Here is a 24,613-nt window from a genome sequence, read left to right on the forward strand (position 1 = left end):
CGGTCGCAGCGTCGGCGGTTCCGTCGGCTGGCAAGCCGGCGGAGCACAACCAGGAGCCTATTCCCTGACACGATGTGAGGGTCAAGCGCTTTCAACCGGAATCAGCAACTCGGTAAGATAGTCGGACGGATCGTCGGCGTTCCAGCAGCCGCGATGGGCGATCTCGCGCATATCGCCCGCTGCGCGCAGCGTCGGATGCTCCTCCAACCAACGCGCGAAGGACGCGTACGCCCCGGCGATGCGGTCGTAGGGACCGTACACCATGACGCTCGCCGCTTGCGGCAACGCTGCACTGCGATGGAAGCGCAGGCTGCAGCCGTCGTCTTCGACTTCTTCGCCGCACGTCGGACGCGCGTCCGCAGCCACCGACACCTCCACGATCACGCCGCCACACGTCTCCGCGTCTTCCGAGCCGTCGGCCGGAAACGTGCAGAACTCCGTGTACGGCTCCGAAGGCGCAATGCCGCGCTCGCACATGAGAGCGCCCAGCCGCTCCCAGGCAAGACGCTCGTCATCGTAGTCGGGCAGCTCCATGCGCAGCGTCACCACATCGTAGGCCGGCACGCTCTTCATCTGCACCTCGAACGCCTGCCGCGCATCCCCGGCCTCTACGGCGCTCAGCAGACCCCGCAACGCGGCCCGTCGCTCTTCCATGCGCGCCGCCTCCGCATCGAGCGCGCCTTGGTGGCGGCGCAGCTCGTCGGCGAGCGCGTCGTCGCCCAGCGCCAGCAGACGTTTGATGTCACGCACCTGAAACCCCAGATCGCGCAGTGCCTTGATGCGGTTCGCCTGCGCCAATTGGTCGACGGCGTACAGCCGGTATCCCGACGCGGGATCCTGCGCTGCGGGCACGAGCACGCCCTCGGCGTCGTAGTGCCGCAGCATGCGGATGGACAGCCGCGCGTATCGCGAAAACTCCCCGATCTTCAGCACAAGCCCCTCCCTTCCCATTGCAGATCGGCGGCGAATTCGTACGAGATAAGGCCGCCGATCTCCGTCTCGCGCCATCCGCGCTCGCCGTGCGAGTGGTCGGACAGCGCGGAGGAGGATGCGAACCCGTTGGCGAACAGGCACACCGCATCGAGCAGGCTCACGTCCGCTGCGGAAAACGCGGCCAAGTTCGCCGCGCGCTCCGCTACGACAACCTGGCCGTCGCCCTGCTCGAGCAGAGAGAGCGTCTCGCCGTCGATCAGCCCCGCCATCAAGAGCTCGAACTGATGGGGCACCGGGCCGAACGGCGCCTTGGCGTACCGCAAGCCGGTGAATCCCACCCCGGTTTCGCGATACGACGCGAAATCGAGGTAGAACAGAGTCTTGTTCAGCTTCGTCCGATACAGGCTGCGCGCATGCGCAGCGAGGTAGAGCACGGTCTCGCGAACGCGATCGGGATCGAACAGGCGCATGCCGGTATCGAGCCCTTCCCCTCTCACAATGCCGTCCATCGCATCGAACCGGATCACCGCGTAGTCGATGTGTGACATACCGCGCTTCCGCACGATGTCGCGCGCGTTCGCCCGCTCCTCGTCGGAGAGCTTGCGCGCACCTTGCTCCAAGCACTTCAGCAAGAACCGCGGATCGCGCGCGTTGGCCAGCAGCTGGGCATGGGAATCGGAGGCAAGGCAACCGCGTTCGTAGCGTTGCAAGCTTGCCACGCCGATATCGAGAATCGCCGCGAACACCCGCTGGGAGAACCCGTACTTCTTCCGCAGCGCCACGATCTCCTCGGGCTGCATGACGCCCGCTTTGTCTCGATATGCTCGATAGAGTTTTTCGAACCCCTTGTCGACAAGGGGAGCCCATCCGATGGAGTTTCCGCATTTCGGACAAATCAAGTGCTCGATATCGACTTCGACCACCACGCCTCGAACATCCTCGACATGGTGTCGCATCTCGTACGTCGCGTCTACTTCCTCCCAGCACTCCTCGCATAGCAACCGTTTCACAGGCTCCATCATCAACCCGCCTTCTTATAGGGATAGGTAAGCGGCCATTCCGCCTCATGGAAAGAAACGCACACAGCTCGCACATCGCCTCCGATGAGATACGCAGCAAGCTTGATATACACTTCGTATTCTTCGAGGTACTTGCCGAAAACCCACAAGTCTCGAGGGCGGCCCCTATCGTCCTTCAAGGGACCGCTTGAATAGTCGACTACCTCGAGTTCTCGAACGGCTTGGTGCACATCGACGTCGCGATAGCCTATGGCCTTCATAAAGATACGCGTTTTGCTGCTCGGCTCGCTTGAGCCAACCACGCGAAAACACTCTAGCTGCGTACGCCTCACCAGCGTCAGCACCGCTTCTATCTTCCAGCGTTCGGCAATCTCCCCCATGCAAACACCCCAAATCACCTCATTTGATGCGATCAGTATAACACAAATCAGCCTCTATGACATCAAATGATGCGATTCAACAACCGATTTCGGCAATCGAGAACGCCCACGAGCCCCTACAGCCACACGGCCATCCCCGCGCACATCGCCAACCCTACGGCCAACACCACGCCGCTCGACGCCGAGAACGCACGCGGCGCAAGCGAGGTACGCTCCACGTCGGGCGCGCCGTAGCAGCGTGCGTCCATGGCCACGGCCAGCGAGTCGGCGCGGCGGAACAGCCCCACGAACAGGGGGATGAGCACCGTCTGCCAGGCGCGCAGCCGCTCCCACAAGCTGCCCTCGGCAAACGACGCACCGCGCGCCCATTGGGCATCGTGCACGCGGCCGAACTCCTCGGCCGTCACGGGAATGAACCGCAGCGCCAACGAGAACACCATGGCGATGTCGTCGCTGGGAACGCCGACGCGCTTGAGCGGACGCAGGAAGTCGCCCAGGGCGTTCGTCAAATCGGTGGACGTGGTGGTGTAGGTGACCACGAGGCTGCCCACCACCAGCAGCACAATGCGCAGCGCGAAGAAACACCCTCGCGCAAGCCCCGCCGGCACGAGGCCGAACGACCCGATCAGCGGCACGGGAGCCCACGTCGCGAAGATGCCGGCCGACACGTCACCAAGCGCCGCCGGCGCCTCGACCGCGGCTTGCGACACGTCGAGCGAGAACCCGTTGAACAGAACGGTGAACGCCACGATCACGTACACGGGCACGAGCAGGCCGAAGAACCGCCGAGCCGGGATGCGCGACACTGCTGCCACCGCTGCGAACAGCAGCGCGCACAGCGCGATGCCCGCCCACGAGCGCACGAGGAACAGCGTGACGGAATACGCCGCGAGCAGCACGATCTTCACGCGCGCGTCGCACGCGTGCACCGGCGAGGTTCCTGGGATGTAAGAGCTGACGTTGATGCGCATGCTGGCAGTATGCCACAACGCTCCGCCGCACGCTCCGCATGAGGTGACAATTCCGCGCGTTCAACGAAAGACGCGCATCATCGCGCGCTGCGCCGCGCGCGCTTCCGTTTCTCGCACTGGCGAGGATCGCGGTTCTCCCGGTAGAGCGCCAGCAGTGCCAAACCCACGAGCGAGCAAACGCCCACCAGCAGAAACGCTCCGCGGAACCCTTCGTCGAGCGTGCTCTGGAACGTATCCTCGATGGTGCCCGCCCGATCGTCGATGGCGGCGAGGTACTGCTGCTCGGCAGCATCAACCGCCTCGGACGGCATTCCGGACGCCGCGGCACCTTGCTCGATCTCGGCCTTCGCCAGCGTCTTCACGTTGCCGACGATCGTGGTAACGTCCGAATCCTCCATCAGCTGCTGCAGATCGGGCGGCAGCCCTCCCCCTTCGCCCTGCCCGTCCGCCAGCTGCGCCATCGAGGGCCCGTTCGGCACATCGGGCAACACGCCCATGATACGGTCCGGCACCGCCATGCCCGCGTGCGCGATGAACGCGACCAGCACCGCAGGGGCAACCGCCGTCCCCACCGAGCGCACGAGCGACAGCGTCGCCAGCGCCGAGTTCGATTCGCTTTCCTTCGTCTTCGCCAGCATCATGTAGTTGAGCGGCGTTCCGATGGTGAAGCCCATTCCGATGCCGATGGCAATCAGGCTGACGACCAGCGTCACCGCATTCGCGAACCGCGTAGCCACGAGCGCGAGGAACAACGCCCCCGCAGCCGAGGCGAGCAGTCCGAAGGCGAGCACCGCCTTCACGCCGAATCGATCGATGAGCTTGCCCGATACCGGCGCGCCCACGCCCGCGAACGCTGCAAGGATGATCACCACGTAACCGCCGCTGCCCGACGGCAGCTTCAGCACGTTCTCGGCAAACTGAGGGATGAAGATAATCCCCATGAGAATGACGCCCGTGATCACCGACAACACGAGCGTGACGAGGATGTCGCGATCCCGGAAATACGACAGGTTCAGCACCGGATCGGCCGCGCGCCGTTCGATCAGCACGAACAAGGGCAGCAGCACGACGAAAGCCAACAGGAACGGCCACACGTCCATCGAGCCGATGGAGGCGCCGACATCGAAGAAGTCGAGGTTCTTCAAGCCGTACAGCAGCGACAGCACCATGGCCACGAGCACCATGATACCCAAGCCGTCAATGGGCTTCACCTCCTCGGCTCGCGTGTTCGGCAGCACGAACGCCCCAACTGCGACGATGGCCGCGCAGATGGGCACGTTCACGTAGAAGATGAACTGCCAGTTCGATTGCCCGAACAGCGAGAGAATCAGGCTGCCGGCCGACGCTCCGAAGATGTTGGCGATACCGTACACTCCACCCACCAGGCCCAACGCTAAACCGCGCTTCTCGGGAGGAAACGTGGTGCCGAACTCGGCGGTAGCCACCGGAACGATGCCGCCTCCGCCCACCGCCTGCAGGGCCCGCGCGCCCAGCAGCATCCAAAAGCTGCCGACGTCCTGCGCAAGGCCGCACAACAACGATCCTGCACCGAACAGCGCGATGCTGACCAGGTAGATGCGCTTGCGTCCCGAACGATCGGCCAGCTTTCCCATGACCGGAATGGCCGCGGCGTACGCCAGCGTGTAGATCGTGATGATCCACACGCCCATCTGATCGGTGATGCCGAGATCGCTTTGGATGACGGTGCGCGCGGGCGTGACGATACCGGTATCGAGCGCGCCGATAAACAGGCCCAACAGGTACACGGCCGCTATGAGCACGTAACCTTTGCCAAGCGTTGGAGCCGTACGGGCGTCGGAAGAGGAAGGTGAAGACGAAGTCATTGAGGACGGCCTTTCAAAGGGGAGCAAAAAGCCCGCGGACGGAGCCGCGGGCTTCGGAGGATATCGGACGCGCTCGTTTCCAAGCGCGCCCGACGGCGACCGCGAACGCATGCGCTTCGCGGTCGCCGTCACCGGCCGCATCGACCGGCTGCGAGCGTCTAGCGGCCTTCGCGGATGTTTTCCACGCCCTGCTTGACGTTGTCCTTCGCGTCGACGGCGGCCTCCTTGATGGCCTCGCCGGCCTTGCCGAGCGAATCCTTAACGGAATCCAGGAAGTCGCCTCCCTTTTCGTCCTTCTTCTGCTCATGCTGCTGGGCGCGCATGGCGGCCTCGGGATCACCCGTGCGCTTCGCCACCTCGTGCTCGCGCTTCGCAGCCTCGTCCTCGGCCTTGCGCTCGTTCATGCCGGCCTTGGCCTCGTGGTAAGCGTCCTTGACGTTGTTCTTCACGTCGTGCGCCATGTCCTTCGCACCGTTCTTCATGTCGACGGACGCGTCGCCCGTCTTGTAAGCCTGATCGACCATGATGATCTCCTTTCGATTGATGGTATCGCGTCCGAGCTACGCTTCCTCGGCTTCGCCGGTCGTCTTGACGAGCAGTTCTTCCGTCTCAGCTTCGGCGCGGTCGAAATCGAACGCGGTCGCCGCCGCCTCGACGGACTCTTTCTCGTTGCCGTCGCCATCGACGGCTTCCACGTACTGCTCGGCTTCGCGCTTCACTTCGTACTCGATCCTCTCGAGGTCCTCAGCCGCCTCGCGGTTCAACTCGTCGGCATCGTCGCGATCGATGCGGACGTCTTCCTTCGTGGTTGTGTCAACCATGTCGGGCTCCTTTCGATTCGTACGGCGCGAAGCACCGTGCATTGCTTGACGTCTTCACCCCTCAATTGTACTGAGGAGGGCTCCTGCGCTCGACCACCGCAGCGCTACGATAGCGAAACGACTGCGCGACAGCGTCCGACGGCGCACGCCGCCGCCCTAGCGCTTGTCATCGGGCTTGTCCACCCTGAACCAGTCGACGATGTGATCCCACACGTGGCCCATGAGAATGGGCGTCTCGCGCTTCACGTCGTCGGCGGCCACGCGGCTGTGATGCAGCACGTCGCCGGTCATGTCTTGCACATGGGTTTTCACGTCGCCGGCGGCCTCGGGGCCGTGGCGGAAGATGTCGCTCGTCATGTCCTGCGCATGGCGCAGGACCTCGGCTGCCATATCGGGGCCGCCTTCATCTTCGACGGGAGCCTGTTCAGCCGGCTCCGGAGCGGTAGTGTGCTCTGCCATACGATCCTCTTTCAACGAGATACGGCGCGTACCGAAATGGCTGGCCTCTTTCCGTATGGTAGAACGCGGAGGGGCGCGGAAGGGAAACCGCGCGACTACGGAGCCGCAACGCCTCGATGGCGGCCCCTGAAACGCAGAACGGGGACCCGCAGGTCCCCGTTCGGAAAAGCATCAAGAAAAGAAGGGCTACTTGGCAGCCTCTTCCTCCTTGGCGTCGGCCGTCTCGGCCTCGGCGGCTTCCGCGTTCTCGGCGGCAGCCTCCTCGGCATTCTCGGCAGCCTCGACGGCAGCTTCCTCGGCCTTGGCCTCGGCGGCCTCCTCCTTGGGAGCCTCCTCGGCAGCCTCGACCTTCTTCGGAGCAGCCTTCTTCGTCGCCTTCTTGGCGGCGGGCTTCGGCTCTTCCTTCTTCTTCACTGGCTCGGTCACGAGCTCCATGATCACCATGGGAGCATTGTCGCCCTTGCGGTTGCCAAGCTTCATGATGCGGGTGTAACCACCCTGACGGTCGGCGAACATGCCCTGCTCGACCTTCTCGAAGATCTCGCGCACGAGATCCTTATCGCCCAGAGCGGCGATGGCGAGACGGCGGGAGTGCAGGTCGCCCTTCTTGGCCCACGTGATGATCTTGTCGACGTTCGGACGGATCTCCTTGGCGCGGGACTCGACCGTCTTGATGCGGTCGTTCAGGAACAGGGCGTTCACCAAGCTCTTCTTCATGGCCTTGGTGTGGCTGAAGTCAGTGCCCAGCTTGCGGCCCTTGTAGTTGTGTCGCATGATTCGTATCTCCTATAGCTTCAAATTGAGGTCCATGGAAATGAGCTTGTCCTTCACTTCTTCAATGGACTTCGCACCAAAGTTTCTGATGTTCAGCAGGTCGTTTTCGGAGAACTCAACGAGCTGGCGCACCGAATGGATGCCGGCACGCTTCAGGCAGTTGTACGAGCGAACGGACAGGTCGAGGTCCTCGATCTGCTTGTCCAGCTCGGCATTGGACTCCTGGCCCTCCGGCGCGAAGATGGACGGAACCTCGCCCTCTTCCTCGTCGACGACGTCGGACAGGCTCAAAAACGCTCCCATGTACTGGTTGATGATGTTGGACGCGCGGCACACGGCCTCGGTCGGCGTGATGCTGCCGTCGGTCTCAACCTCCAGCACGAGCTTGTCGTAGTCGGTGCGCTGACCCACGCGGGTGTCGGTAACGTTGAGCGTGCAACGACGAACCGGCGAGAACAGCGAGTCCACATGGATGACCCCGATGGGATCCTCCGTGCGCTTGTTGCGCTCGGCCGACACGTAGCCGCGGCCCACCCCGATGCGGACCGTCATGTCCAGCTGGCCGCCGTCGGCGACCGTGGCGATGACGTGCTCCGGGTTGACCAGCGTGAACTCGGTGGGGATGTCGAGATCGGCACCCGTCACCGTGCAAGGACCCTCCGCCGACACATGTGCCGTGGCTTCCTCGATATCGTCGTTCAGCGCGGAGAACACGAGACCCTTGACGTTCAGGACGATATCGGTGATATCCTCGATGACGCCCTCAGCCGTCGTGAACTCATGCTGCACGCCCTCGATCTGGATGGCAGTGGCTTTCGCACCATCCAGCGAGGAGAGCAGAACGCGGCGCATGCAGTTGCCCAACGTGTAGCCGTAACCGCGCTCGAGCGGCTCGACCACGAAACGTGCGACAGTGTCGTTGACTTCTTCCGTTGTTACCGTAGGCCTCATGAACTCTGTCATGTGGGATAAGCCTCCTAACTATGCCGCGATTATTTCGAGTAAAGCTCGACGATGAGCTGCTCGCGAATGTCCAGATCGATTTGATCGCGCTGCGGAAGAGCAAGTACACTACCCTGAAGTTTCTCGATGTCGACCTCGAGCCATGCAGGTACCTGCACGCGCTCGTTCGAGATGAGCGCGCTCTTGATGACGAGCAGGTCCTGGGCCTTCGGCGCGACGGCCACGAGGTCGCCCGGCTTGACGCGGAACGACGGGATGTCGACGCGACGGCCGTTCACGGTGATGTGACCATGACGCACCTGCTGACGAGCCTCGGCGCGAGACTTCGCGAAGCCGAGACGGTACACGACGTTGTCGAGGCGGCTCTCCAGGATGCGCAGCAGGTTCTCACCCGTCACGCCCTTCTGGCGGTTCGCCATGTCGTAGTAGTGACGGAACTGCTTCTCGAGCACACCGTAGATGCGCTTGGTCTTCTGCTTCTCGCGCAGCTGGTTGCGATATTCGCTTTCCTTGATGCGCTTCTTGCCGGCCTCGCCGGGCGCGTAGTTGCGGCGCTCGATCGCGCACTTCTCCGTGTAGCAGCGATCGCCCTTAAGGAAAAGCTTCGCCCCTTCACGACGGCACAGACGGCAGTCCGCTCCAGTATAACGAGCCATAATTCTTAGATCCTTTCAGTTACACGCGACGACGCTTGCGCGGACGGCAACCGTTGTGCGGAATGGGTGTGCAATCCTGGATGCTGGCGATCTCGAGGCCGGCGGCCTGCAGAGAGCGGATAGCCGTCTCGCGACCCGAGCCCGGGCCCTTCACGAACACGGAAACCTTGCGCAGGCCATGCTCCATAGCCGTCTTCGCAGCGGCCTCGGCGGCCATCTGAGCAGCGAACGGCGTGGACTTGCGCGAACCCTTGAAACCAACCGTGCCAGCGGACTGCCAGGAGATCACATTGCCCTGAGGATCGGTGATGCTCACGATCGTGTTGTTGAACGTAGACTTAATATGCGCAGCGCCGACGGCGATGTTCTTACGCTCGGAGCGCTTAATGCGCGTGCGCACGTTTTTCTTAGCTGCCACTTGAGACTACCTCACTTTTTCTTTCCGCCGATTTGCTTACGAGGACCCTTGCGCGTGCGCGCATTCGTGTGCGTGCGCTGTCCGCGAACGGGCAGACCGCGACGATGACGAAGTCCACGATAGCAACCGATCTCCATGAGGCGCTTCACGTTCTGGGAAACCTCGCGGTGCAGGTCGCCCTCCACCTTGATGTTCGCCTGGATGTAGTCGCGCAGCTTCGAGAGGTCATCCTCCGTGAGGTCCTTCACGCGGACGCTCGGATCAACGCCGGTCTCAGCGAGGATCTGCTTGGAGGTCGTCAGACCAATGCCGTAGATGTAGGTCAAGCCGACTTCAATGCGCTTGTCGCGAGGAAGGTCGACACCAACAAGACGTGCCATAGGTTATATCTCCTCTTTCTTCCTAGCCCTGACGCTGCTTATGGCGCGGGTTCTCGCAGATAACGAGCACCTTGCCATGGCGTCGGATGATTTTGCACTTATCGCACATTTTCTTGACCGAAGGACGTACCTTCATAATCATTTCCTTTCGGTTAATGCGTTCTCATATCTATATTACACACCCAGCCGCAGGTGATAGCTTTCCTCTTCTTGCTGCTTGCGCAAGGCGCAAGATTCCCCCTGTTGCACACAAATCCTGCACAGGTTGACACAACCTGCACACCTTTGCCGTGCTACTTGAACCGGTAGGTGATGCGACCGCGGTTCAGATCGTAGACGGACAGCTCGACCGTCACTTTGTCGCCCGGCAGGATCTTGATGTAGTGCATACGCATCTTGCCGGAAATGTGGGCCAATATCTTGTGCCCATTTTCGAGCTCCACCCTAAACATAGCGTTTGGCAGCGCTTCGAGGACGGTCCCCTCGAGCTCGATAACATCTTCTTTGGTCAAAAGTGCTCCTTCAAGCATATCGTCGTTAAGCAGCAACCATAGATGATACCAAAAGTATTCGGTTATGTACACGAGAATTTGAGGACGCAGAATTCCAACAAACCTTCTGGTCCGAGTGCTACCTGCTTGCCAGGCGTGCGGTCATGCCGCGCAGTCCGCGTCGCAGAAACGGGACCGCCAGGTATTCGCGCGAAGCGCAGCCGCCTTGTCGGCTTTGACGCGTTCGATGCGCTCCGAGGCGCTCGCGTCTTCGATGTCATCCTATTCTAGGCTATTCCGTCGAGGGGTCAAGGGCGATTTTGCTCGGAAGCGGAAAGGTTACCTTCCTGATCTTCAAGCAACGAGGCCAGCTTGCGGTACGACACGATGGCCACGATGGAGTTCGCAAGCGCTTTGAACACGTTGAACGGCAGCAGCGCCGGCAGCACCAACGCGGCCACCTGCTCGTAGGCGGCGCCCATGTACAGCGGCGTCACGACGAAGTTCAGGCAGATGGAAACCGCCGAGGACACCACCACCCCTGCGGCGCACCCCAGTACTGCATGCAGCAGACAGGGTTTGCGACGGTACACCGTGCCCACCACGAGGATGAGCGACACGGTGGCCATGATGTTCATGAACGCGCCCAGCGGATCGGTGACGAGGTGCGGGATCCACGAAGCCACGGCCACGCCAACGCCGATCCACGACCCGTACAGGATGGTGGCCAGAAGCGACACGATGCCCGACGGGTCGTACTTCAGCCATTCGGCGCCCGGCACCACCGGCAGCTCGACGAAGCTGAGCACCATCGCCATGAGAATGAGCAGCACGATGGCGGCAACTTGTTTGGGCGAGCGTTCCCGCCATCCGTACGGCAAACCGTCCATGAACCGCCTCCTTGATCTCTCCTGTCCATTATACGCAAGCGGGCGACGGGAGATGCCTCGCATCGCCCGTCGCCCGAGACGCAGGACGCTCCCCGCGGCAACGGCGAAGCGAGCCAGTCCGCATGACGGCCGGCTCGCTTCGCGGAGGGGGGGGGGGCTTGAGGTGCTACGCCGCCTTGGCTGCCGAAACGGCGGCCTCGACGTACCCGGCGGTGTCGACGAGCGTGGCGCCCGAAACCGCGTCGGGGCCCTTGACCTTCACGTCGGAGATCTTCTGACCGGCGATGAACGCCTCGATTGCCTGCATGGAGTCGATCCACGGCGTGGTGGCCTGCGCCTTCTCCTTCATGTGCGCGCTGTACATATCGGAGTTCACCGACTTGGACATGAGCGCCTGGCCCTCGGCGTACCCATCGGCGAAGGCGGCGTCGGAGTTCGGAACGGGCACGAGACCCTCGGAAGCCGCATCGGTGAACTGGAACTCGTCGATGCTCGCCGCCACCAGCACGTCGCCCTGCACGAGCGAGACGGCCTCGGCGAACGCCTTGTCGCCGTGCGCGGCCGCGACGGCGCGGCCCAACTTGAGGTCGGAGCCGTCGCCGGTGTATTCGCCCGTCGTGACGATGTCGCTGCTCTGGGCCACCTCGGACACGAGCTTGAGGTAGTTGGGCGTGTCGACGAGCGTGGCGCCCGACACGGCGTCGAGGCTCGTCTTCGTGAGATCGGAGGGCTTCTTTCCCACGCAGTAGTCCTCGATGGCTTTCATCGACGTGAGCCACGGCGTAGTGGCCTGCGCCTTTTCTTTCATCATGGCCGAATACGTATCGTTGTTCTGCGTCTTCGACATAAGGGCCTGACCCTCGGCGTAGCCCGCCGCGAATCCGGCATCGGAGTTGGGCACGGGCGTGATGCCTGCCGAATCGGCAGCCATGAACTGGTAATCGTCCAAGCTGGCGGCGAGGATGGTTCCGTCTTCCGCCGTGGCGACGACCGCGCTCGTGAAGCACTTGTCGCCGTGCGCAGCGCCGTAGCCGCGATGGAGCGTGACCGTCTTGGGGGCGTCGGTCGCGTCGGCCGCTGCCGGCACGCCGTCGGTTTTCGCCGCGGCGTTTCCGCCTGCGCACGAGCTGAGCACGCCGGCCCCTGCCGCGCCGAGCGCAACTACGATGCTACCCTTGAAGAAATCACGACGAGTGACTTGCAGTTCCATAAGATCCTCCCTTTGGTATCCCTGAACAACGGGGCCACCATACGGCCCCTCGCGAGCCGAATCCATCGTCAAAAGGAGGGAACTTAGCTTTTACCTGGCGTTTTCTTTCTAAACGAAAAGGGGGAGGGGGACTAAACGCCCTCGTCGCGCCGCCCGTCCTCGTCATCGAGCAGCTTGAACAGCTCTTCGCGCGACGAGACCTCGAGTTTGCGGTAGATGTTCTTGCGATGGCTGCGCACCGTGGATTCCGCCACCGTCAGCTCGTCGGCAACGAAGCTCGACGTGTGCCCGCGGCCCAGCAGCAGCAATATTTCGGCCTCGCGCGCGGTGAGATGGTGCGTTTCCGACAGTTCGGCGCAACGGCGAGCGTACCCCTCTTGCGCATCGAGGGCGCTCGACTCCACGGCGTCGATGCCCTCGAGCATCACGCGCCACAACCGCGAGCTGGGCGTGACCATGAGCACCACGGCCATCACTACGAACAGGACGATGAGCACCTGGTATTGGCAGGCGCCCAGTACGCCGGTGTCCATGCTGGTGTCCGACAGCAGGCAGACCAGGCAACCGACGATGATCATGATCCCGGCTGCCGGCAGAGCGAGCGAACGCATGCGTCCCGCCATAGTGACGAGCATCGCCGACATCACGAGCGCGTAGATGGCACAGAACGCCAGCGAGCCCACCACCATCACTCCGCGCTGCAGCGACGGGTCGACGAACGTCGTTGCAGCGAACACCGCGAATGCCACGAGCGGCAGGAAAAAGCGATACGAGAAGTTGATAAGCGCCTGGTCGGATTGTATGCGCACGAGCGGCACCATGACCGCCATCGCCAGCACGCCCGCCAGCGCAAGGGGGGCCACGTCCCAATCCATCGCCTGCGCCAGGCTGTTGTCGGCCACGAACAGCAACAGCATGGCAAACGGCATCACCGCGAAGAACAGCGCGCGGGCGAGCGGCGTCTTGAAATCGCCCGTTCCCTCCACCACGGACACGTCGAGGTGACCGAACACGTCCCACCAGTTCACACCGATTTGCGCAGATCGCTCGTCCTCGCCCTCGGAGCGGAAGAACAGCCGTGCGCATCCCGCGACGGACAGCGCCGCCGCAACGGTGAGCGCGATGCGCGACGGCGTGGCTCCCAACAGCGGCAACAGGGCTGCGCTTGCGAACAGGACGCAGCCGGCCACCCACGTCACGACGAGGGCGCGCCCGAATTCCAGCACGTGCAGCCGGCTCACCCACACCAGGCACATGATGGCCGCGCCGAAGCCCATCATGAGCCCGCACCCGGCCTCGACGAGCGATCCGTCGAGCAGGCCGAAACTCCACAGGTCGAGCAGGACGTACCCCGCACCGTAACAGACGAGCGCCACCAGCATGATGGTGCGGCTCACGCGCGCATGAGCCGTCTTGAGCAGGCAGATGAAGAGAAACGCGAGGGCCGTGAACATGGCAGCCAACGACATTGCGCTGGCGAACGGAACCGACGGCAAGAACGACCACGAAGCAGATACCGGCGCCGTCATGCCGTGCCACAGTTCGAGCACGGGAAGGAACAGCGGCACGCTCATGCAGAACGCGAAAAAGGCGATCGTATCGAACGCGTCGAACCGCTGGATGATGCCGATGCCTCGTTGTTCGGGTCGCGCCATACGCCTTCCCTCCGCCGTTCGCGAGCCGCGCGGTCGTTCGACGCGCCGCCTCTGCGCTCGCCTCCCCGATATGCGCCAAAAGAAAGTATACTTGTTTGGTAACGTATTGCGAGCCAGCTTGAAGGGATCGGCATGGTTTCTCGGGATTTCTTTCGATTCAACACCACGAACACCATCAGCGCGGCAACCGACGACGAAGCGATCCTCGACGAGGCAGTGGCATGGTGCGACCGCTACGAGTACCTGTTCTCGCGCGTCGACCCCGCAAGCGAGCTGTTCCGCCTCAATCACGCGCAGGGGCTTCCCACCGACGTCGACACCGAGCTGGCGGCCTTCGTCGAAACGGCGCTGTCGTACTGTCGGCGCGCGGACGGCCTGTTCGACGTGACCATGGGAAGCGTCACGCAGCTGTGGGATTTCAAGCACCAGAGGATCCCCGCTCCCGACGACGTGGCCGCGGCGCTGCCGCACGTGGACTACCGCGGCGTTTCCGTGGATGGGGCCACCGTGACGCTGTGCGATCCGCTGGCCTGCGTCGACCTGGGCGGCATCGCGAAGGGCTACATCGCCGACGGCATCCTGGCGCTGCTGCGCGAGCGCGGCGTGGAGCACGCGCTGGTCAACCTGGGCGGCAACGTGGCCGTGATGGGCGGCAAGCCCGACGGCACGCCGTGGCGGGTGGGCATCCGCAAGCCCCTCCCCTCGAACGCGCTGCCGCTGCTGGACTCGTTCGCCACCGTGGCCATACGCGACGGGTCGGTGGTGACGAGCGGCGTCTACGAGCGCGCCTTCGAGCGGGACGGGACGCTGTACCACCACATCCTCGACCCGCGCACCGGCTTCCCCGCGCAGACCGACCTGCTGAGCGCCACCCTGGTGGCGCGCACCTCGCTCGATGCCGACGGGTTCACCACCGCGCTCATCATCATGGGAGCCGACCGCGCGCTCGCGTTCGTCGAAGCCGACCCCGCGCTCGAAGCCGTGCTCGTCACCACCGACGGCGGCGTGCTGGCAACCTCCGGCATCGGAGAAGCCGTACCCTTCGAGCTGCTGGGGTGATGGGTGAGACGCGGGGACGGAGTCAACGCGTCTCACCCACCTAAAGCACAAGCGCTCATCTGGTACTATAAGTGTTCGCGAGAAGGGGGAAATCGTGAACGATCTGGCCACCGGCAAATTCGCCGAATTGAACTGCATCACCAAGAAAACGCTGCGGCTGTATCACGAGATGGGGCTCTTGAAACCGCACCGCGTCGACGAGGAGACGGGGTACCGCTTCTACTCGTACGATCAATGCTCCACCATCGACATGATCCAACAGCTGCAAAGCCTGGGGATATCGCTGGCCGAGATCAAGGAGCTGCTCGATGACGACTCGGCCAGCCTGGTCAAGCTGCTGGAAGAGCACCGCGCTGCCATCGACGAGGAGATAGTGCGGCTGTCCATCGCGCGGCAGAACGCCTCGCAGCTGCTGACGAACTACCGCCGCTACCAAAACAAGCCCCTGTTCGACACCGTCATACTCGAGCACATGCCGCAACGGCACATCCTGACGTTCGACATCTTCAACCCGAACTCCCGGGTGCTCGACTACAACGTGGTGCCGTTCTTGCAGGAATGGGAGCTCAACCTCCGCCTGACGAAGCGCCACATGCTCGATCGCAACCTGCCGCCGTCGCTGTTCCACCACGTAGGCTGCCGTATTGCGAAGGAGAACCTGGAGCGGCGCGACTTCACGCTGGACGCATCGTTCATCATCGTCGAAGACGACGAGGTGGCGCGCACCTACGGCGCCGGCGTCTTCCCCGCCGGCGACTACCTCACGCTGTACAAGCAGAGCTACTCGGACGAGGCCCAGCACAACAGCGAGATCGACGGCCTGAACGCGCTTTTGGATTACGCCGACGAGCACGGATTGAGCGTCGCGGGTGACTACTACGGCGAGATCATCGCCGAGACGCCGGCCTTCCACTTCGAGGGCCGCGAGATGCTCTACAAGCTGGAGCTCCCCGTGCTGCTGGACTGACGGCCGCGATCGCGAAACGGCCCGGACGGCAGCCACGCCTGCGTGAGGTCGTCGCATTCGACGGTATAGTCGTAGTCGCCGCCGAGCGTCATGCTGAGGCAGAACCGCCCGTGCTCGATAGGCTCGATGGCGCAATCCCCCGGGTCGACGAAAAAGCGCGTCCGGGCGCGCACCAAGGCGAGCGCCGGATCGCGCGGCACGTCCCCTTGGTAATCGCCGATGGCGAAGCCGTGCCGCGTCAGCAGATCATCGGCTAGCACGAACTCGGCGAACGAGCGATCCCCCTCCATGAGCGCACGCCACGCGTCGTCGCGCATAGCTTCACGGCATACCGCGCAGCGTTCGTCGCCATCCTCCTGGCAAGGCCATGCGCACCTGAACGGATTGTCGCACCGAGCAAGCACGCAAGGATGACGAGGGAATAGTCGGCTCATACACGCCCATATCTCAATTACGGAAAATCTGACTGTTAGGACAGAGAACATTTTACTCCCTCGCGTAGCTTTGATGCATGGTGAATTCGGCGAAAAAACTTGGCCTGCGAATGAAGGAGCTGCGCGAAGAGCGCGGCTGGACGCAAGTGCAATGCGCCGACTATTTGGGATTCCACTATTCTTACGTCGGACATCTCGAATCCGGAGACAAGAACGTCACCCTTGCAACCATAGAGAAGATCGCCGACGGATTCGGCATCACGCTCGAGGAGCTCTTCAAAGGGCTGTAACCCTACCCGCCCTTCACGCTGCCGTCAACCATGAGCGACACGGCTCCTCTTCCCGAACCTCGTTTTGCAGCGGAACGGCCGTCTCGTGGCACGACTTTCCCCTAATGTACGCCCCTCCTTCGAGGATAACAACGGAGGAGGTCTCCCGACCTGGTGTTTCGCTTTCCCGGGAACGTCGCGCACGCTCGAGGAACGCGCCGATTGTACAATAGGGGAAAATCGTGCCAAGATCGACGGGTGGCGCCACCGAACCCGCCGCCGTGCATCCTGCCGGGCAGCGAACTCGTGGCAGATGCGGCAAGTTCCACTGCCGGAAAGCACGAAAGCGCCCGCGGCATCCCGCGGGCGCTTTCGCGTTCGAGCGCTATCGGGCGGGCGCGACGTCCACCGCGACGCGCGCGGGCTGCGGCGTGGCGCGCCCGTCGGCGCTCACGGCGCGCACGAGAAGCTCGTAGCGTCCGGAGCGCGGCGGCGTGAAGGTGAACGCCCAGTTCACGTTGCGATCATCGTCGGCATCGGGCGTGTCGTACGTCGTCCACGTGCCCCCGTCATCGCACGAGAACTGCACGGCCGCCACGGGGCATCCGAAATCCTGCGCGTAGCCCTCCACCGTAACGGGCTGCCCCGCCTCGCCCATCACCGTGCCGATCATGAGGCCGCCTTCGTCACACCGACGTTCGGCGTGTTCGCACTCGCCGGCGTGCCGGGCGCCGCGGGCGGTTCCGCCTCCTTTGTGATGGCGATCTCCACCACGTCGCGTGCGAACGAACGGGCGGCGGTGGAGCCCAGCCACAGCTGGTTCGAGCACCCGATGGCGCTGTCGGCCGGATCGCCGTTCACCGTGGTGACGATGAGGCTGTAGCGCTGCGTGACGTAACGCAGCGGCAGGGCCACCTCATAGCCGTCGGCCGAGGTGAACGTGATGGTGTTCGCGCCCTCCGCCGGATCGGCCTCGTCGATGAGGGCCGCCAGCCGAAAGCCCCCCACCTCGGCGTTCGCGCTTGCGCGTCCGTCGGCCGGGTTGCCGGCGCACGTGCATCCCATGATCTTCTTCATGGGCGCCTTCTGCGAGAACTCGTCGATGGAAGCGGTGAACGCATGGCCCACGTCGCCCGTCACGCGGATGGAGTCAATGTTCGCCGAACTCGCCCGCTCGGCACCCCCCGCCTCCGCGCCCTGCGCTCCGCACAGGTACGCCGAGCCGTCGTACAGCGTGCGCGCGAGCGTCTCGTTGTCGGTTGCGACGTCCTGGTTCCACGCGAACGTGCCCTGCACATGCTCGATCGTCTCGTTCACGACTTCGTTCGCGATCGAATGCACCGCCGCCTGGGCGAGCGATGCCGAGCCGCCTCCATCGACCGTCGCGCCCGGCTCGTCCGCCAGCGCAAGTTGAGCTGCGGGCGCGGTGGATACCGCCAACGCGCCACCCGCGATCAAGCCAGCAAGCTTCTTTCCCGTTGCTTTCATACCTGCTCCTCCCCCGCTACTTCGATTGCGCGTTGAACATGACTTCGATGGGCTCCTCGGTCACATCGCCCTCATCGGTAACCGAGCGGATGGACAGCACGTACGCCGAATCGACGTCGGGCGTGTACGTGAAGTTCCAGATGACCCAGTTGTCCCGCGACACGCCCGGCGTCTCGAAGCGCGTCCACGTGACGCCACCGTCCATCGAGAACTCCACCGCCGCGATCCGCTTGTCCCAAGCTGCGGCGTAGCCGGTGAACGTATAGGGCTTGTTCGTCTCGATGACCTGGCCTTCCTGGAAATCGAACAGCGCAACGTTCGGCTTGTTCTGGTAGCCGTTGTCATCGGTGAAGGGCCACCCTTCGGGGGTGTAGTACGCCGTGCCCTCCGTCTCCTTGGGCCAACCATTCCACTCGTGGATCTCGGCGGCCTCGTCGGCAGTGTTCACCACGATGTCGGAAACCTGCTTCACGCTGGCGGGCGCGCCGGAATGCGGCACCACGAGCTGAACCGGATAGCCCTGCTTCCACGGCAGCCTCTCGCCGTCGATCTCGTAGCAGATGTACGCTTCGGAGAAGTTCGTCATCTGCACTGATTCGGTGAACCCATCGGGCGCCATGAAGGTGAGCGCGCCCGCCTCGGGGCTCATGCCCGCCTCCTCCAGCAGCTTGCTGAGCGGGACGCCCGTGTACTCGGCATTGCCGATAAGCGGGCCGCCCGTCGGGTTGAGCGTGCAGTGGAACGTGATGGGCTTCGTTTCGCTTTGATACTTCTCGATGAGCTCAGGCAGCGTGTAGGTGACCTCGCGGTCGACGGCGCCGCTTACTGTGATGGTCCAGGTGTCGTACATCTCCTGGTCGAGCGGCACGTTGTTTTTCGTGTTGTCGGTGCGCAGGTAATCCAGATCGAAGTAATCCCAGCCGAAGTCGAACAGGTCGGCCACCGGCGTGGTCTTGTCTTGGTTGAACGAGAAGTCGCCCGTCACGTCGGCCACCGGCGTGATGCCGCGCAGCTGGGAGTGCTTCTTCTCGTCCCACAGCTCCATGCCGTCGCCGGCGCCGGTTCCCACGTGGCAGTTCCAGCATTCGGCCTTGTCAGCGGTGTCGTGGATGCCGTGAATGAGCGAGCCGAACGAGTTCTGGTTCGTCTGGTAGCCGTAGCCGAAGGTGTGGCAATCCTTGCACATCTGCACGGTCGTCTGGATGCCGAACGAATTCGACAGGTCGACATGGTCGAACGCCTCCATGTCATTGAGCGTCTGCGCCAAGTCGTCGTGGCACGAGTTGCATCCCTTGTCGTCGGCTTTCAGATAGTACGTGTTGAACGGGTACGCCCCGTCGGGCAGGTGGTACGTGTACGACGTGTCGAGCGCCGTGGTGATCTCGCCCTCCGTCGGCGTGCGCTGGATGCGCGTGCCGTCGTCCTGCTCGACGACCTCGGGCAGATACTGCGTGATCACCTCGGGGTCGGGCGTCGATTCCTCCGCCGGCTGCGCGCATCCGGCGCATGCGGCGACGAGGGCGACGCATGATATCGAAGCCATCACCAGGCCGATCTTCCTTACTCGCATGACCATTCCTCCTTATTCGATGCACCGTCGCGGTGCGCTATGGTTGTGCCGGGCGCATGCGGCGCCCGCGTGTCACGAGAAGAGCCGCATCACCGAATCCGCTACGAGATCGGCATGAACGCCGGCCAGCAGGACGAGGAAGCGAAGCGCGCACCCTCCTGCCAGCGCCCCGATCGCTCCCACGGCCGTGATCGCATGGACGGCTGCGCTCGGCTTCTCCTGTTTGCGACCGACGACGAGGCCGACGAGCGCCGCCGCAAGCGGCACGACGAGGCCGCACGCCACGAGCAGTCCCCAGAAGACCGGGGCCAGCGACCCCGTCGTCAGCATCTGGGCCGACATCGTCGCTGCGGCGGCCGGCGATCCCAGCGACCAGACGCTCGTCACGTTGCCGGCCAGCATGGCCTGCATGAACAACAGCAGCACCGCGCCCTCCAGCACCACGAGCGCCACCACCGAGCCTTCGAGCAGGCGGCGCGATCGAGGCTTGAGCTCCTCGCGCTTCGCAAGCACGACGGACACCACTTCCACGAGCGCGACGCCCGTGTCGAGCGCCGACACCGTGAACAGGCACGGCAGCAAAAGCGTGTTCCAGAACGGCACGCCGGGCACGCTCATGAGCAGCATGCCGGTGTACACGGCCACGCAGGCGGCCAACGCCATGCCCGCGCACACGAGCGCGGTGCACACCGCATGCTCGCGCGCGGCGAACGCAGGCCAGCGCTTCAGCACGAACGCCTGCGTCGTGCGGGTGACCAGCAGCGCCGACGCCGCGAACGCGACGAGCGCGAGCAATGCCGCCCAGGCGCCGAACGTCATCCACGACGAGCCGTTGCTGAAGCTTTGCCACAGCAACAGCCCGCGCAGCGGGTTCGTCAGCTCCGACAGCAGCAACAGCAAGCCGACGCCCAGACAGCCGAGAGCCGCCCACATCGACGCGCCCGCGACGCTGCGCGAGCCTTCGCGATCCGCGAGCACGAGAACGCCTGCCGCGATGAACGCGCCCGCACCGACGCCTCCCAAGAACAGATAGAGCGCGGGCTGCCATCCCCATACCGTTTGCATTGTCTCCATAGCCCCCTCCTCACGAACGCAGCAGCAGATACGAGGGGCCCGTGCTGCCGTCGACGCGTTGCGCCTTGCCCTTCGTCTGCGCCATAAGGTCGTCGAGAGGCCCGTAGCTCAGCGCATCCACCTTGCAGGCGCGCACGCAGTGGGGCATCTCGCCGAGAGGGACGCCGCTTTCCAGGCAGCAGTCGCATTTGTCCATGCCGGACGCGGTGTACTGGGGTATGCCGTAGGGACACGCCTGATGGCAGTACTTGCAGCCGATGCAGCGATCCTTGTCCACGGTGACCACGCCGCCGTCGCCCTTCGAAATGGCGCCCGCCGGGCACACCGACGCGCACGCAGGCACCGCGCAATGCATGCACGACGTGGACACATGCACCTCTTTTCCGGCGATCTCGTACGTGCGCACCGTGCGCCGCGCCTGGGCGCTGGCGGGCGTGCGGCTCCACAGCCGGCACGCCTCCACGCACTCGCCGCAATCGACGCAGTTCTTCACGTTGAGCAGGAATCCGTATTGCGCTTGTTTCGACGGCTCCTCCGACGCGGAGGGCGCATCGGCCCCTTCTTGCGCATGCGCGGGCGCGCGAGCGCCGCCCAAGCAGCCCAGCGTCATCGCGGTCGCGCCCAGCGCGAGCGCGCCTCCGATCGCCGTGCGCCGGGTCACGAGTCGTACTTCCCCCATAGCTCCTCCTATCTCCCGAATCTCCAACAAGAAGAGCCTACCCCGTGCCCCAAGGGCACGGTCAAGGAGGGGGGGGGCAGAGAGAAGTGACAACCTCCGGCATGATGCAATCGTCGCGCAGGACGACGTCGTCCAAGCCTCGAGACGCGTGCGATGCAATATCGGCCGGAGGAAGGAAAGGAGCATCGATGAACGAAGAGGTGGAACATCCTCCGAAAGGCAATAGCGAAGTCATCGAAAATGACGAGATGCTCGCTTGCCATGTGGCAGAGGAGGTGAGCAATGGCAACGGGAAGTGACATAGTCTCAGCAATGCGTTCAGTTGCTGGGGCGTGGTACTACACCAACGACGAACCGCAACGCTCCGACCCAGAACGCTATGGAGGCACGGATTGCTCGGGTGCCGTCAGATGGGCGTATCGAAAAGTAGCGGATATCGACATCGGCAGTTGGACCGGAGAACAATCGAGCGCCGGACTCGAAATCGCACGCGGGCATTATCCGAGCGAGATCCCGTGGAACGAACTGCGAGCGGGCGATTTAATCCTCATGACAGCAAGTTATCGCGACCTTTGGGATTTTTCGCAGTACCTTTGCCACATCGAAGTGTATTGCGGCAACGGCACGATGATCGGCCATCCAGGAGGCATGGGACCTTCGGAGAAAAGGGCTCAGACCTGGATGGAGGCTTACGGATGCATCACGTGGATGGTGCGACGCGTATTGGACAACGAAGGAGAAGGTGGCGACATGCCTACTGCATCTGAAATCTGGAACTTTCCCATCACCGACCCGAACGGAAAAACGTACCCGGCTTACCAGCACTTGTCGTGGGGTCGCTACTATGCCATGAACGCCGAGGACGACGTCTGGGACCACGGGATCACCGACACGCATGGCGGCAGCGACATCCCCGCATGGCAGCTGCTCACCTGGGCGCGAACGTACGGACTCAGCGCCTATGAAGAGATTCCGAAGATGCAGACGAAGCTCGACGAACTCACAAAATTGGTAAAGGCGCTGCAAGCTAAGTAGAATCCGACCTACGAGGGGCCGCAATCTTCCGACTGCGGCCCCTTTGCGCTCCTACAACCGGTCGTCGTAGACGAGGTAGTGCCAGACGGCTTTTCCGAGGATACGGACGTTGGGGGCGTCGGGGTCGCTTGCATCGATGGAACGGTCGCGATGCGCGGGGTTGTTGCTTTCGGGATGCAAGACGATGGTGTCTCCCGCGAAGAAGATGCGCTTCATCGTGGCATCGTCGCCGTTCACCGTGACCGCGACGATGTCGCCGCTGCGCACGTCCACGTCCTTGTCGAAGTAAACGAGCGACCCGTCGGGCATGATCTTGTCCATCGAATCGCCCGAGACCGTGAGGAAGAACCCGTTGGGATGGTTCTTCGCAATGGGGGGGATGACGTAGGCCTCATCGTCTGCAGGCAGCATCTCAAGCGCATCGCCCGCCGATATGCGACCGTACACGGGCGCGGTGAGCGACGTCACTTCGTAGTGCACCGACCCGACGACGCGCTCGGCCACCTCACTTTCGAGGATCTCGCTCTTGCTGATGCCGAAATGGTCGGCAATGCGCTGCACGGCTCCCAATCGGGGGACGGCGCGATCGTTTTCCCACTGCGACACCGCCATCGACGAGACGCCGGCGATCTTCCCCAGCTCTTCCTGCGTCAATCCATGCAGCGAACGGATCCGCCTGATGCCTTCGCCAACCCCCATCATGACCTCAATCTCCCAGATTTAACAAATCCTCAATGAGCTATAGTTTACTATAATTAATCTTTACAAGATATATAAGTTTAATTATAGTATAAAAGTAACCAGTTAACATATGGTTTGCGAAGGATGATGAATGCACGTGAAACACAATCGTTTTGTTTTACCAGTTCATCACTTTATTTTTCCCATAATACCATGTCAAATTCCCATCCCTAGCATGCATATACCTGACCTTTCGAATCAGAATAAGTGACACCTACTGTAATTTTAGTGCTGGCTCTACTCTGACCAGGAGCAGAGCCTCGTCTCGACATTCTTGCGCTCGAAAGGAATCACCATGACACAGCCTTACGGACCGCACCGGAACACACCGAAAGCACCACGTCCTTGGAGCGAGCCCGAGCGCGCTTACCTGAGAAACGCCGCGGGAAAGCAGTCCCTTGCCGACATCGCCCAAGCGCTCGAGCGCGACGCGGCGTCCGTTGAGCGAGCAGCTCGCGAGTTGAACCTGCCCCTCGATCCGCCCACGACAAAGCTGGTCTGGTGCGACAAATGCGCCACCTGGCGCACCAGCGTCAACACGAACACCGGTTGGTGCCGCGTCTGCACGATGAGAGACCAGATCATCCGCCGCGAGGAAGCGTGCGCCGACGCGCTTGCGGCCATGAAGCCCGGCGAACGCGCCATCTACGAGAAAACCGAAGCCGAGCGCACGACGAAGCGCTTGCCGCCTTATCCCAGCAAAAAATACGTTCCCTCGTCTCAGCAATCCGAGCGCAGCACCGAGGACGCTCGCTACCTGGAAGCCATGGAAACATGGGAATGCCGCATGCTCAAACTTCGCTACGACGCCGCAAAGACGAGGCTGCGTCGCATGCGCGAGAAGATCGGAGCCAATCCGCGCAAATCGCCGAATCGAAACGGGTGACACCTTCGACATCCTGAACCCGTTGCGAACGCCGAACCGAGCACGAACCCGATTCGGATCGCATTCGGAACGACCCGCCCGATCTAACGAAAGGAGGTGAAAGCAATGACGAACCCCCGTACGGAGCACGTCGACGTGGCCGCCTGCGTGTTCGAAGCCCTCGAGACGATCGTCGCCCAAGCTCCTGAAATCAAAAGCTGCACGTACGAGCACGCGCCGACGGATGCCCTCCAGCTCCCCTGCATCATCATGCAGACGCTGGGAGGCGATCCCATCGAACGACGCTACCTCGACGGCGGCTGCATCGCGGTTTACCGATTCTCCCTGCAGCTGCGCTTGATCGCCGAAGACGACCAGGGACGGCTTGATGCGAGAGCGCTGCTCGCCCGCATCGCGTCGGAAGTCGAACGGACCGAAATCGACTTGGGAGCCGGACGCACGCCTTGGGGAGTCTCGTCGGACACCCTGCCCAGTCGCATCGACTCGACCGAAGGCCATGCCGACTGGAAAACCGAACTCACCTTGAAATACCAAGCGCATCGATGAG

General features: G+C 63.0%; 31 protein-coding genes. 6 read left to right on the plus strand and 25 right to left on the minus strand.

Annotation, left to right across the window (positions count from 1 at the left end; genetic code table 11):
* Nucleotides 1–81: 81 nt before the first annotated feature.
* The 18 genes from C1A15_RS00290 to C1A15_RS00375 form a co-directional block, all read right to left on the minus strand.
* A complete protein-coding gene (locus tag C1A15_RS00290; protein WP_180952944.1) occupies nt 82–933 on the minus strand; it encodes a MerR family transcriptional regulator in 852 nt (283 codons plus the stop codon).
* Complete coding sequence (locus tag C1A15_RS00295; RefSeq protein ID WP_245864842.1) at nt 927–1,955, minus strand: type II TA system antitoxin MqsA family protein; 1,029 nt, start codon at nt 1,953–1,955, stop codon at nt 927–929. The genes C1A15_RS00290 and C1A15_RS00295 overlap by 7 nt, the downstream gene beginning before the upstream one ends.
* The gene (locus tag C1A15_RS00300; RefSeq protein WP_101720727.1) at nt 1,955–2,332 is read right to left on the minus strand and encodes a toxin; all 378 of its coding nucleotides are present in this window, start codon (nt 2,330–2,332) and stop codon (nt 1,955–1,957) included. Before C1A15_RS00300 ends, C1A15_RS00295 begins: the two co-directional genes overlap by 1 nt.
* 116 nt (nt 2,333–2,448) lie before the next feature.
* Entirely contained in the window at nt 2,449–3,303 is an 855-nt protein-coding gene (locus C1A15_RS00305; RefSeq protein ID WP_101720728.1) for an energy-coupling factor transporter transmembrane component T family protein, read from the minus strand.
* Nucleotides 3,304–3,380: 77 nt separating this feature from the next.
* A complete protein-coding gene (locus C1A15_RS00310; RefSeq protein WP_245864844.1) occupies nt 3,381–5,084 on the minus strand; it encodes an MFS transporter in 1,704 nt (567 codons plus the stop codon).
* A gap of 221 nt (nt 5,085–5,305) precedes the next feature.
* A complete protein-coding gene (locus C1A15_RS00315; protein WP_101720730.1) occupies nt 5,306–5,671 on the minus strand; it encodes a hypothetical protein in 366 nt (121 codons plus the stop codon).
* A gap of 36 nt (nt 5,672–5,707) precedes the next feature.
* The gene (locus C1A15_RS00320) at nt 5,708–5,968 is read right to left on the minus strand and encodes a BAG1 BAG family molecular chaperone regulator 1 (protein WP_101720731.1); all 261 of its coding nucleotides are present in this window, start codon (nt 5,966–5,968) and stop codon (nt 5,708–5,710) included.
* 156 nt (nt 5,969–6,124) lie between these two features.
* Entirely contained in the window at nt 6,125–6,427 is a 303-nt protein-coding gene (locus C1A15_RS00325) for a hypothetical protein (RefSeq protein ID WP_146001772.1), read from the minus strand.
* A gap of 186 nt (nt 6,428–6,613) precedes the next feature.
* Nucleotides 6,614–7,201 (minus strand): 50S ribosomal protein L17, encoded by a 588-nt coding sequence (gene rplQ / locus C1A15_RS00330; protein WP_101720733.1) that lies wholly within the window; start codon nt 7,199–7,201, stop codon nt 6,614–6,616.
* A gap of 12 nt (nt 7,202–7,213) precedes the next feature.
* A complete protein-coding gene (locus tag C1A15_RS00335) occupies nt 7,214–8,164 on the minus strand; it encodes a DNA-directed RNA polymerase subunit alpha (RefSeq protein ID WP_101720734.1) in 951 nt (316 codons plus the stop codon).
* A gap of 29 nt (nt 8,165–8,193) precedes the next feature.
* A complete protein-coding gene (rpsD, locus tag C1A15_RS00340) occupies nt 8,194–8,820 on the minus strand; it encodes a 30S ribosomal protein S4 (protein WP_101720735.1) in 627 nt (208 codons plus the stop codon).
* A 19-nt stretch (nt 8,821–8,839) separates the two neighbouring features.
* Nucleotides 8,840–9,238, minus strand: a complete 399-nt coding sequence (gene rpsK / locus C1A15_RS00345) for a 30S ribosomal protein S11 (RefSeq protein WP_009306916.1) — start codon at nt 9,236–9,238, stop codon at nt 8,840–8,842.
* 11 nt (nt 9,239–9,249) lie between these two features.
* Nucleotides 9,250–9,618 (minus strand): 30S ribosomal protein S13, encoded by a 369-nt coding sequence (gene rpsM / locus C1A15_RS00350; protein ID WP_101720736.1) that lies wholly within the window; start codon nt 9,616–9,618, stop codon nt 9,250–9,252.
* 22 nt (nt 9,619–9,640) lie between these two features.
* Nucleotides 9,641–9,754 (minus strand): 50S ribosomal protein L36, encoded by a 114-nt coding sequence (rpmJ, locus tag C1A15_RS00355; protein ID WP_006363204.1) that lies wholly within the window; start codon nt 9,752–9,754, stop codon nt 9,641–9,643.
* Nucleotides 9,755–9,911: 157 nt separating this feature from the next.
* Nucleotides 9,912–10,130 (minus strand): translation initiation factor IF-1, encoded by a 219-nt coding sequence (infA, locus tag C1A15_RS00360; protein WP_009306918.1) that lies wholly within the window; start codon nt 10,128–10,130, stop codon nt 9,912–9,914.
* 287 nt (nt 10,131–10,417) lie between these two features.
* Nucleotides 10,418–10,999, minus strand: coding sequence for an ECF transporter S component (locus C1A15_RS00365; protein WP_101720737.1), 582 nt, complete (start codon nt 10,997–10,999; stop codon nt 10,418–10,420).
* A gap of 166 nt (nt 11,000–11,165) precedes the next feature.
* Nucleotides 11,166–12,209: a TAT pathway signal sequence gene (locus tag C1A15_RS00370; RefSeq protein WP_101720738.1), complete on the minus strand. Its 1,044-nt coding sequence runs from the start codon at nt 12,207–12,209 to the stop codon at nt 11,166–11,168.
* Nucleotides 12,210–12,340: 131 nt separating this feature from the next.
* Nucleotides 12,341–13,864 (minus strand): helix-turn-helix transcriptional regulator, encoded by a 1,524-nt coding sequence (locus tag C1A15_RS00375; protein WP_101720739.1) that lies wholly within the window; start codon nt 13,862–13,864, stop codon nt 12,341–12,343.
* A gap of 132 nt (nt 13,865–13,996) precedes the next feature.
* Here C1A15_RS00375 and C1A15_RS00380 point away from each other — a divergent pair, with 132 nt between their 5' ends.
* Together C1A15_RS00380 and C1A15_RS00385 are read left to right on the plus strand one after the other, a co-directional pair.
* Nucleotides 13,997–14,923 carry an FAD:protein FMN transferase gene (locus C1A15_RS00380; protein WP_101720740.1) on the plus strand — a complete coding sequence of 309 codons (927 nt, stop codon included), beginning with the start codon at nt 13,997–13,999 and terminating at the stop codon, nt 14,921–14,923.
* Between the two features lie 94 nt (nt 14,924–15,017).
* The gene (locus C1A15_RS00385) at nt 15,018–15,890 is read left to right on the plus strand and encodes a MerR family transcriptional regulator (protein ID WP_180952945.1); all 873 of its coding nucleotides are present in this window, start codon (nt 15,018–15,020) and stop codon (nt 15,888–15,890) included.
* Here the strand turns inward: C1A15_RS00385 and C1A15_RS00390 are convergent.
* Nucleotides 15,857–16,207 (minus strand): hypothetical protein, encoded by a 351-nt coding sequence (locus C1A15_RS00390; protein WP_101720742.1) that lies wholly within the window; start codon nt 16,205–16,207, stop codon nt 15,857–15,859. The two genes, C1A15_RS00385 and C1A15_RS00390, sit on opposite strands and share 34 nt — an antisense overlap.
* A gap of 227 nt (nt 16,208–16,434) precedes the next feature.
* Between C1A15_RS00390 and C1A15_RS00395 the strand changes: the two genes are divergently transcribed.
* A complete protein-coding gene (locus C1A15_RS00395) occupies nt 16,435–16,614 on the plus strand; it encodes a helix-turn-helix domain-containing protein (protein WP_245864846.1) in 180 nt (59 codons plus the stop codon).
* Between the two features lie 364 nt (nt 16,615–16,978).
* On the opposite strand, the gene C1A15_RS00400 is transcribed toward C1A15_RS00395, so the two are convergent.
* The 5 genes from C1A15_RS00400 to C1A15_RS00420 form a co-directional block, all read right to left on the minus strand.
* On the minus strand, nt 16,979–17,266 hold the full coding sequence (locus C1A15_RS00400; RefSeq protein ID WP_101720744.1) for a molybdopterin-binding protein: 288 nt from the start codon (nt 17,264–17,266) through the stop codon (nt 16,979–16,981).
* A complete protein-coding gene (locus C1A15_RS00405) occupies nt 17,263–18,081 on the minus strand; it encodes a molybdopterin-dependent oxidoreductase (RefSeq protein WP_101720745.1) in 819 nt (272 codons plus the stop codon). Before C1A15_RS00405 ends, C1A15_RS00400 begins: the two co-directional genes overlap by 4 nt.
* A 16-nt stretch (nt 18,082–18,097) precedes the next feature.
* Complete coding sequence (locus C1A15_RS00410; RefSeq protein WP_180952946.1) at nt 18,098–19,651, minus strand: molybdopterin-dependent oxidoreductase; 1,554 nt, start codon at nt 19,649–19,651, stop codon at nt 18,098–18,100.
* A 72-nt stretch (nt 19,652–19,723) separates the two neighbouring features.
* On the minus strand, nt 19,724–20,725 hold the full coding sequence (gene nrfD, locus C1A15_RS00415) for an NrfD/PsrC family molybdoenzyme membrane anchor subunit (protein ID WP_101720747.1): 1,002 nt from the start codon (nt 20,723–20,725) through the stop codon (nt 19,724–19,726).
* A 10-nt stretch (nt 20,726–20,735) separates the two neighbouring features.
* Nucleotides 20,736–21,404 carry a 4Fe-4S dicluster domain-containing protein gene (locus C1A15_RS00420; protein WP_245864848.1) on the minus strand — a complete coding sequence of 223 codons (669 nt, stop codon included), beginning with the start codon at nt 21,402–21,404 and terminating at the stop codon, nt 20,736–20,738.
* Between the two features lie 282 nt (nt 21,405–21,686).
* Here C1A15_RS00420 and C1A15_RS00425 point away from each other — a divergent pair, with 282 nt between their 5' ends.
* Nucleotides 21,687–22,439: an NlpC/P60 family protein gene (locus tag C1A15_RS00425; protein WP_101720748.1), complete on the plus strand. Its 753-nt coding sequence runs from the start codon at nt 21,687–21,689 to the stop codon at nt 22,437–22,439.
* 51 nt (nt 22,440–22,490) lie between these two features.
* On the opposite strand, the gene C1A15_RS00430 is transcribed toward C1A15_RS00425, so the two are convergent.
* Nucleotides 22,491–23,141, minus strand: coding sequence for a LexA family protein (locus C1A15_RS00430; RefSeq protein ID WP_101720749.1), 651 nt, complete (start codon nt 23,139–23,141; stop codon nt 22,491–22,493).
* A 334-nt stretch (nt 23,142–23,475) separates the two neighbouring features.
* Here C1A15_RS00430 and C1A15_RS00435 point away from each other — a divergent pair, with 334 nt between their 5' ends.
* Together C1A15_RS00435 and C1A15_RS00440 are read left to right on the plus strand one after the other, a co-directional pair.
* Nucleotides 23,476–24,066, plus strand: a complete 591-nt coding sequence (locus C1A15_RS00435; RefSeq protein WP_146001773.1) for a hypothetical protein — start codon at nt 23,476–23,478, stop codon at nt 24,064–24,066.
* Between the two features lie 105 nt (nt 24,067–24,171).
* Entirely contained in the window at nt 24,172–24,612 is a 441-nt protein-coding gene (locus C1A15_RS00440) for a hypothetical protein (protein WP_101720751.1), read from the plus strand.
* Nucleotide 24,613 lies beyond the last annotated feature (1 nt).

The sequence above is a fragment of the Eggerthella timonensis genome (assembly GCF_900184265.1).
GTDB lineage: Bacteria > Actinomycetota > Coriobacteriia > Coriobacteriales > Eggerthellaceae > Eggerthella > Eggerthella timonensis.

What these genes read in the sequence shown, in the direction of transcription:
- C1A15_RS00295 (WP_245864842.1), bottom strand. Translation starts at nt 1,955, where the DNA reads ATGATGGAGCCTGTGAAACGGTTGCTATGCGAGGAGTGCTGGGAGGAA.
- C1A15_RS00300 (WP_101720727.1), bottom strand. Translation starts at nt 2,332, where the DNA reads ATGGGGGAGATTGCCGAACGCTGGAAGATAGAAGCGGTGCTGACGCTG.
- C1A15_RS00305 (WP_101720728.1), bottom strand. Translation starts at nt 3,303, where the DNA reads ATGCGCATCAACGTCAGCTCTTACATCCCAGGAACCTCGCCGGTGCAC.
- C1A15_RS00315 (WP_101720730.1), bottom strand. Translation starts at nt 5,671, where the DNA reads ATGGTCGATCAGGCTTACAAGACGGGCGACGCGTCCGTCGACATGAAG.
- C1A15_RS00320 (WP_101720731.1), bottom strand. Translation starts at nt 5,968, where the DNA reads ATGGTTGACACAACCACGAAGGAAGACGTCCGCATCGATCGCGACGAT.
- C1A15_RS00325 (WP_146001772.1), bottom strand. Translation starts at nt 6,427, where the DNA reads ATGGCAGAGCACACTACCGCTCCGGAGCCGGCTGAACAGGCTCCCGTC.
- rplQ (WP_101720733.1), bottom strand. Translation starts at nt 7,201, where the DNA reads ATGCGACACAACTACAAGGGCCGCAAGCTGGGCACTGACTTCAGCCAC.
- C1A15_RS00335 (WP_101720734.1), bottom strand. Translation starts at nt 8,164, where the DNA reads ATGACAGAGTTCATGAGGCCTACGGTAACAACGGAAGAAGTCAACGAC.
- rpsD (WP_101720735.1), bottom strand. Translation starts at nt 8,820, where the DNA reads ATGGCTCGTTATACTGGAGCGGACTGCCGTCTGTGCCGTCGTGAAGGG.
- rpsM (WP_101720736.1), bottom strand. Translation starts at nt 9,618, where the DNA reads ATGGCACGTCTTGTTGGTGTCGACCTTCCTCGCGACAAGCGCATTGAA.
- rpmJ (WP_006363204.1), bottom strand. Translation starts at nt 9,754, where the DNA reads ATGAAGGTACGTCCTTCGGTCAAGAAAATGTGCGATAAGTGCAAAATC.
- C1A15_RS00365 (WP_101720737.1), bottom strand. Translation starts at nt 10,999, where the DNA reads ATGGACGGTTTGCCGTACGGATGGCGGGAACGCTCGCCCAAACAAGTT.
- C1A15_RS00370 (WP_101720738.1), bottom strand. Translation starts at nt 12,209, where the DNA reads ATGGAACTGCAAGTCACTCGTCGTGATTTCTTCAAGGGTAGCATCGTA.
- C1A15_RS00375 (WP_101720739.1), bottom strand. Translation starts at nt 13,864, where the DNA reads ATGGCGCGACCCGAACAACGAGGCATCGGCATCATCCAGCGGTTCGAC.
- C1A15_RS00380 (WP_101720740.1), top strand. Translation starts at nt 13,997, where the DNA reads ATGGTTTCTCGGGATTTCTTTCGATTCAACACCACGAACACCATCAGC.
- C1A15_RS00390 (WP_101720742.1), bottom strand. Translation starts at nt 16,207, where the DNA reads ATGCGCGACGACGCGTGGCGTGCGCTCATGGAGGGGGATCGCTCGTTC.
- C1A15_RS00395 (WP_245864846.1), top strand. Translation starts at nt 16,435, where the DNA reads ATGAAGGAGCTGCGCGAAGAGCGCGGCTGGACGCAAGTGCAATGCGCC.
- C1A15_RS00400 (WP_101720744.1), bottom strand. Translation starts at nt 17,266, where the DNA reads ATGATCGGCACGGTGATGGGCGAGGCGGGGCAGCCCGTTACGGTGGAG.
- C1A15_RS00405 (WP_101720745.1), bottom strand. Translation starts at nt 18,081, where the DNA reads ATGAAAGCAACGGGAAAGAAGCTTGCTGGCTTGATCGCGGGTGGCGCG.
- C1A15_RS00410 (WP_180952946.1), bottom strand. Translation starts at nt 19,651, where the DNA reads ATGCGAGTAAGGAAGATCGGCCTGGTGATGGCTTCGATATCATGCGTC.
- nrfD (WP_101720747.1), bottom strand. Translation starts at nt 20,725, where the DNA reads ATGGAGACAATGCAAACGGTATGGGGATGGCAGCCCGCGCTCTATCTG.
- C1A15_RS00420 (WP_245864848.1), bottom strand. Translation starts at nt 21,404, where the DNA reads ATGGGGGAAGTACGACTCGTGACCCGGCGCACGGCGATCGGAGGCGCG.
- C1A15_RS00425 (WP_101720748.1), top strand. Translation starts at nt 21,687, where the DNA reads ATGGCAACGGGAAGTGACATAGTCTCAGCAATGCGTTCAGTTGCTGGG.
- C1A15_RS00430 (WP_101720749.1), bottom strand. Translation starts at nt 23,141, where the DNA reads ATGATGGGGGTTGGCGAAGGCATCAGGCGGATCCGTTCGCTGCATGGA.
- C1A15_RS00435 (WP_146001773.1), top strand. Translation starts at nt 23,476, where the DNA reads ATGACACAGCCTTACGGACCGCACCGGAACACACCGAAAGCACCACGT.
- C1A15_RS00440 (WP_101720751.1), top strand. Translation starts at nt 24,172, where the DNA reads ATGACGAACCCCCGTACGGAGCACGTCGACGTGGCCGCCTGCGTGTTC.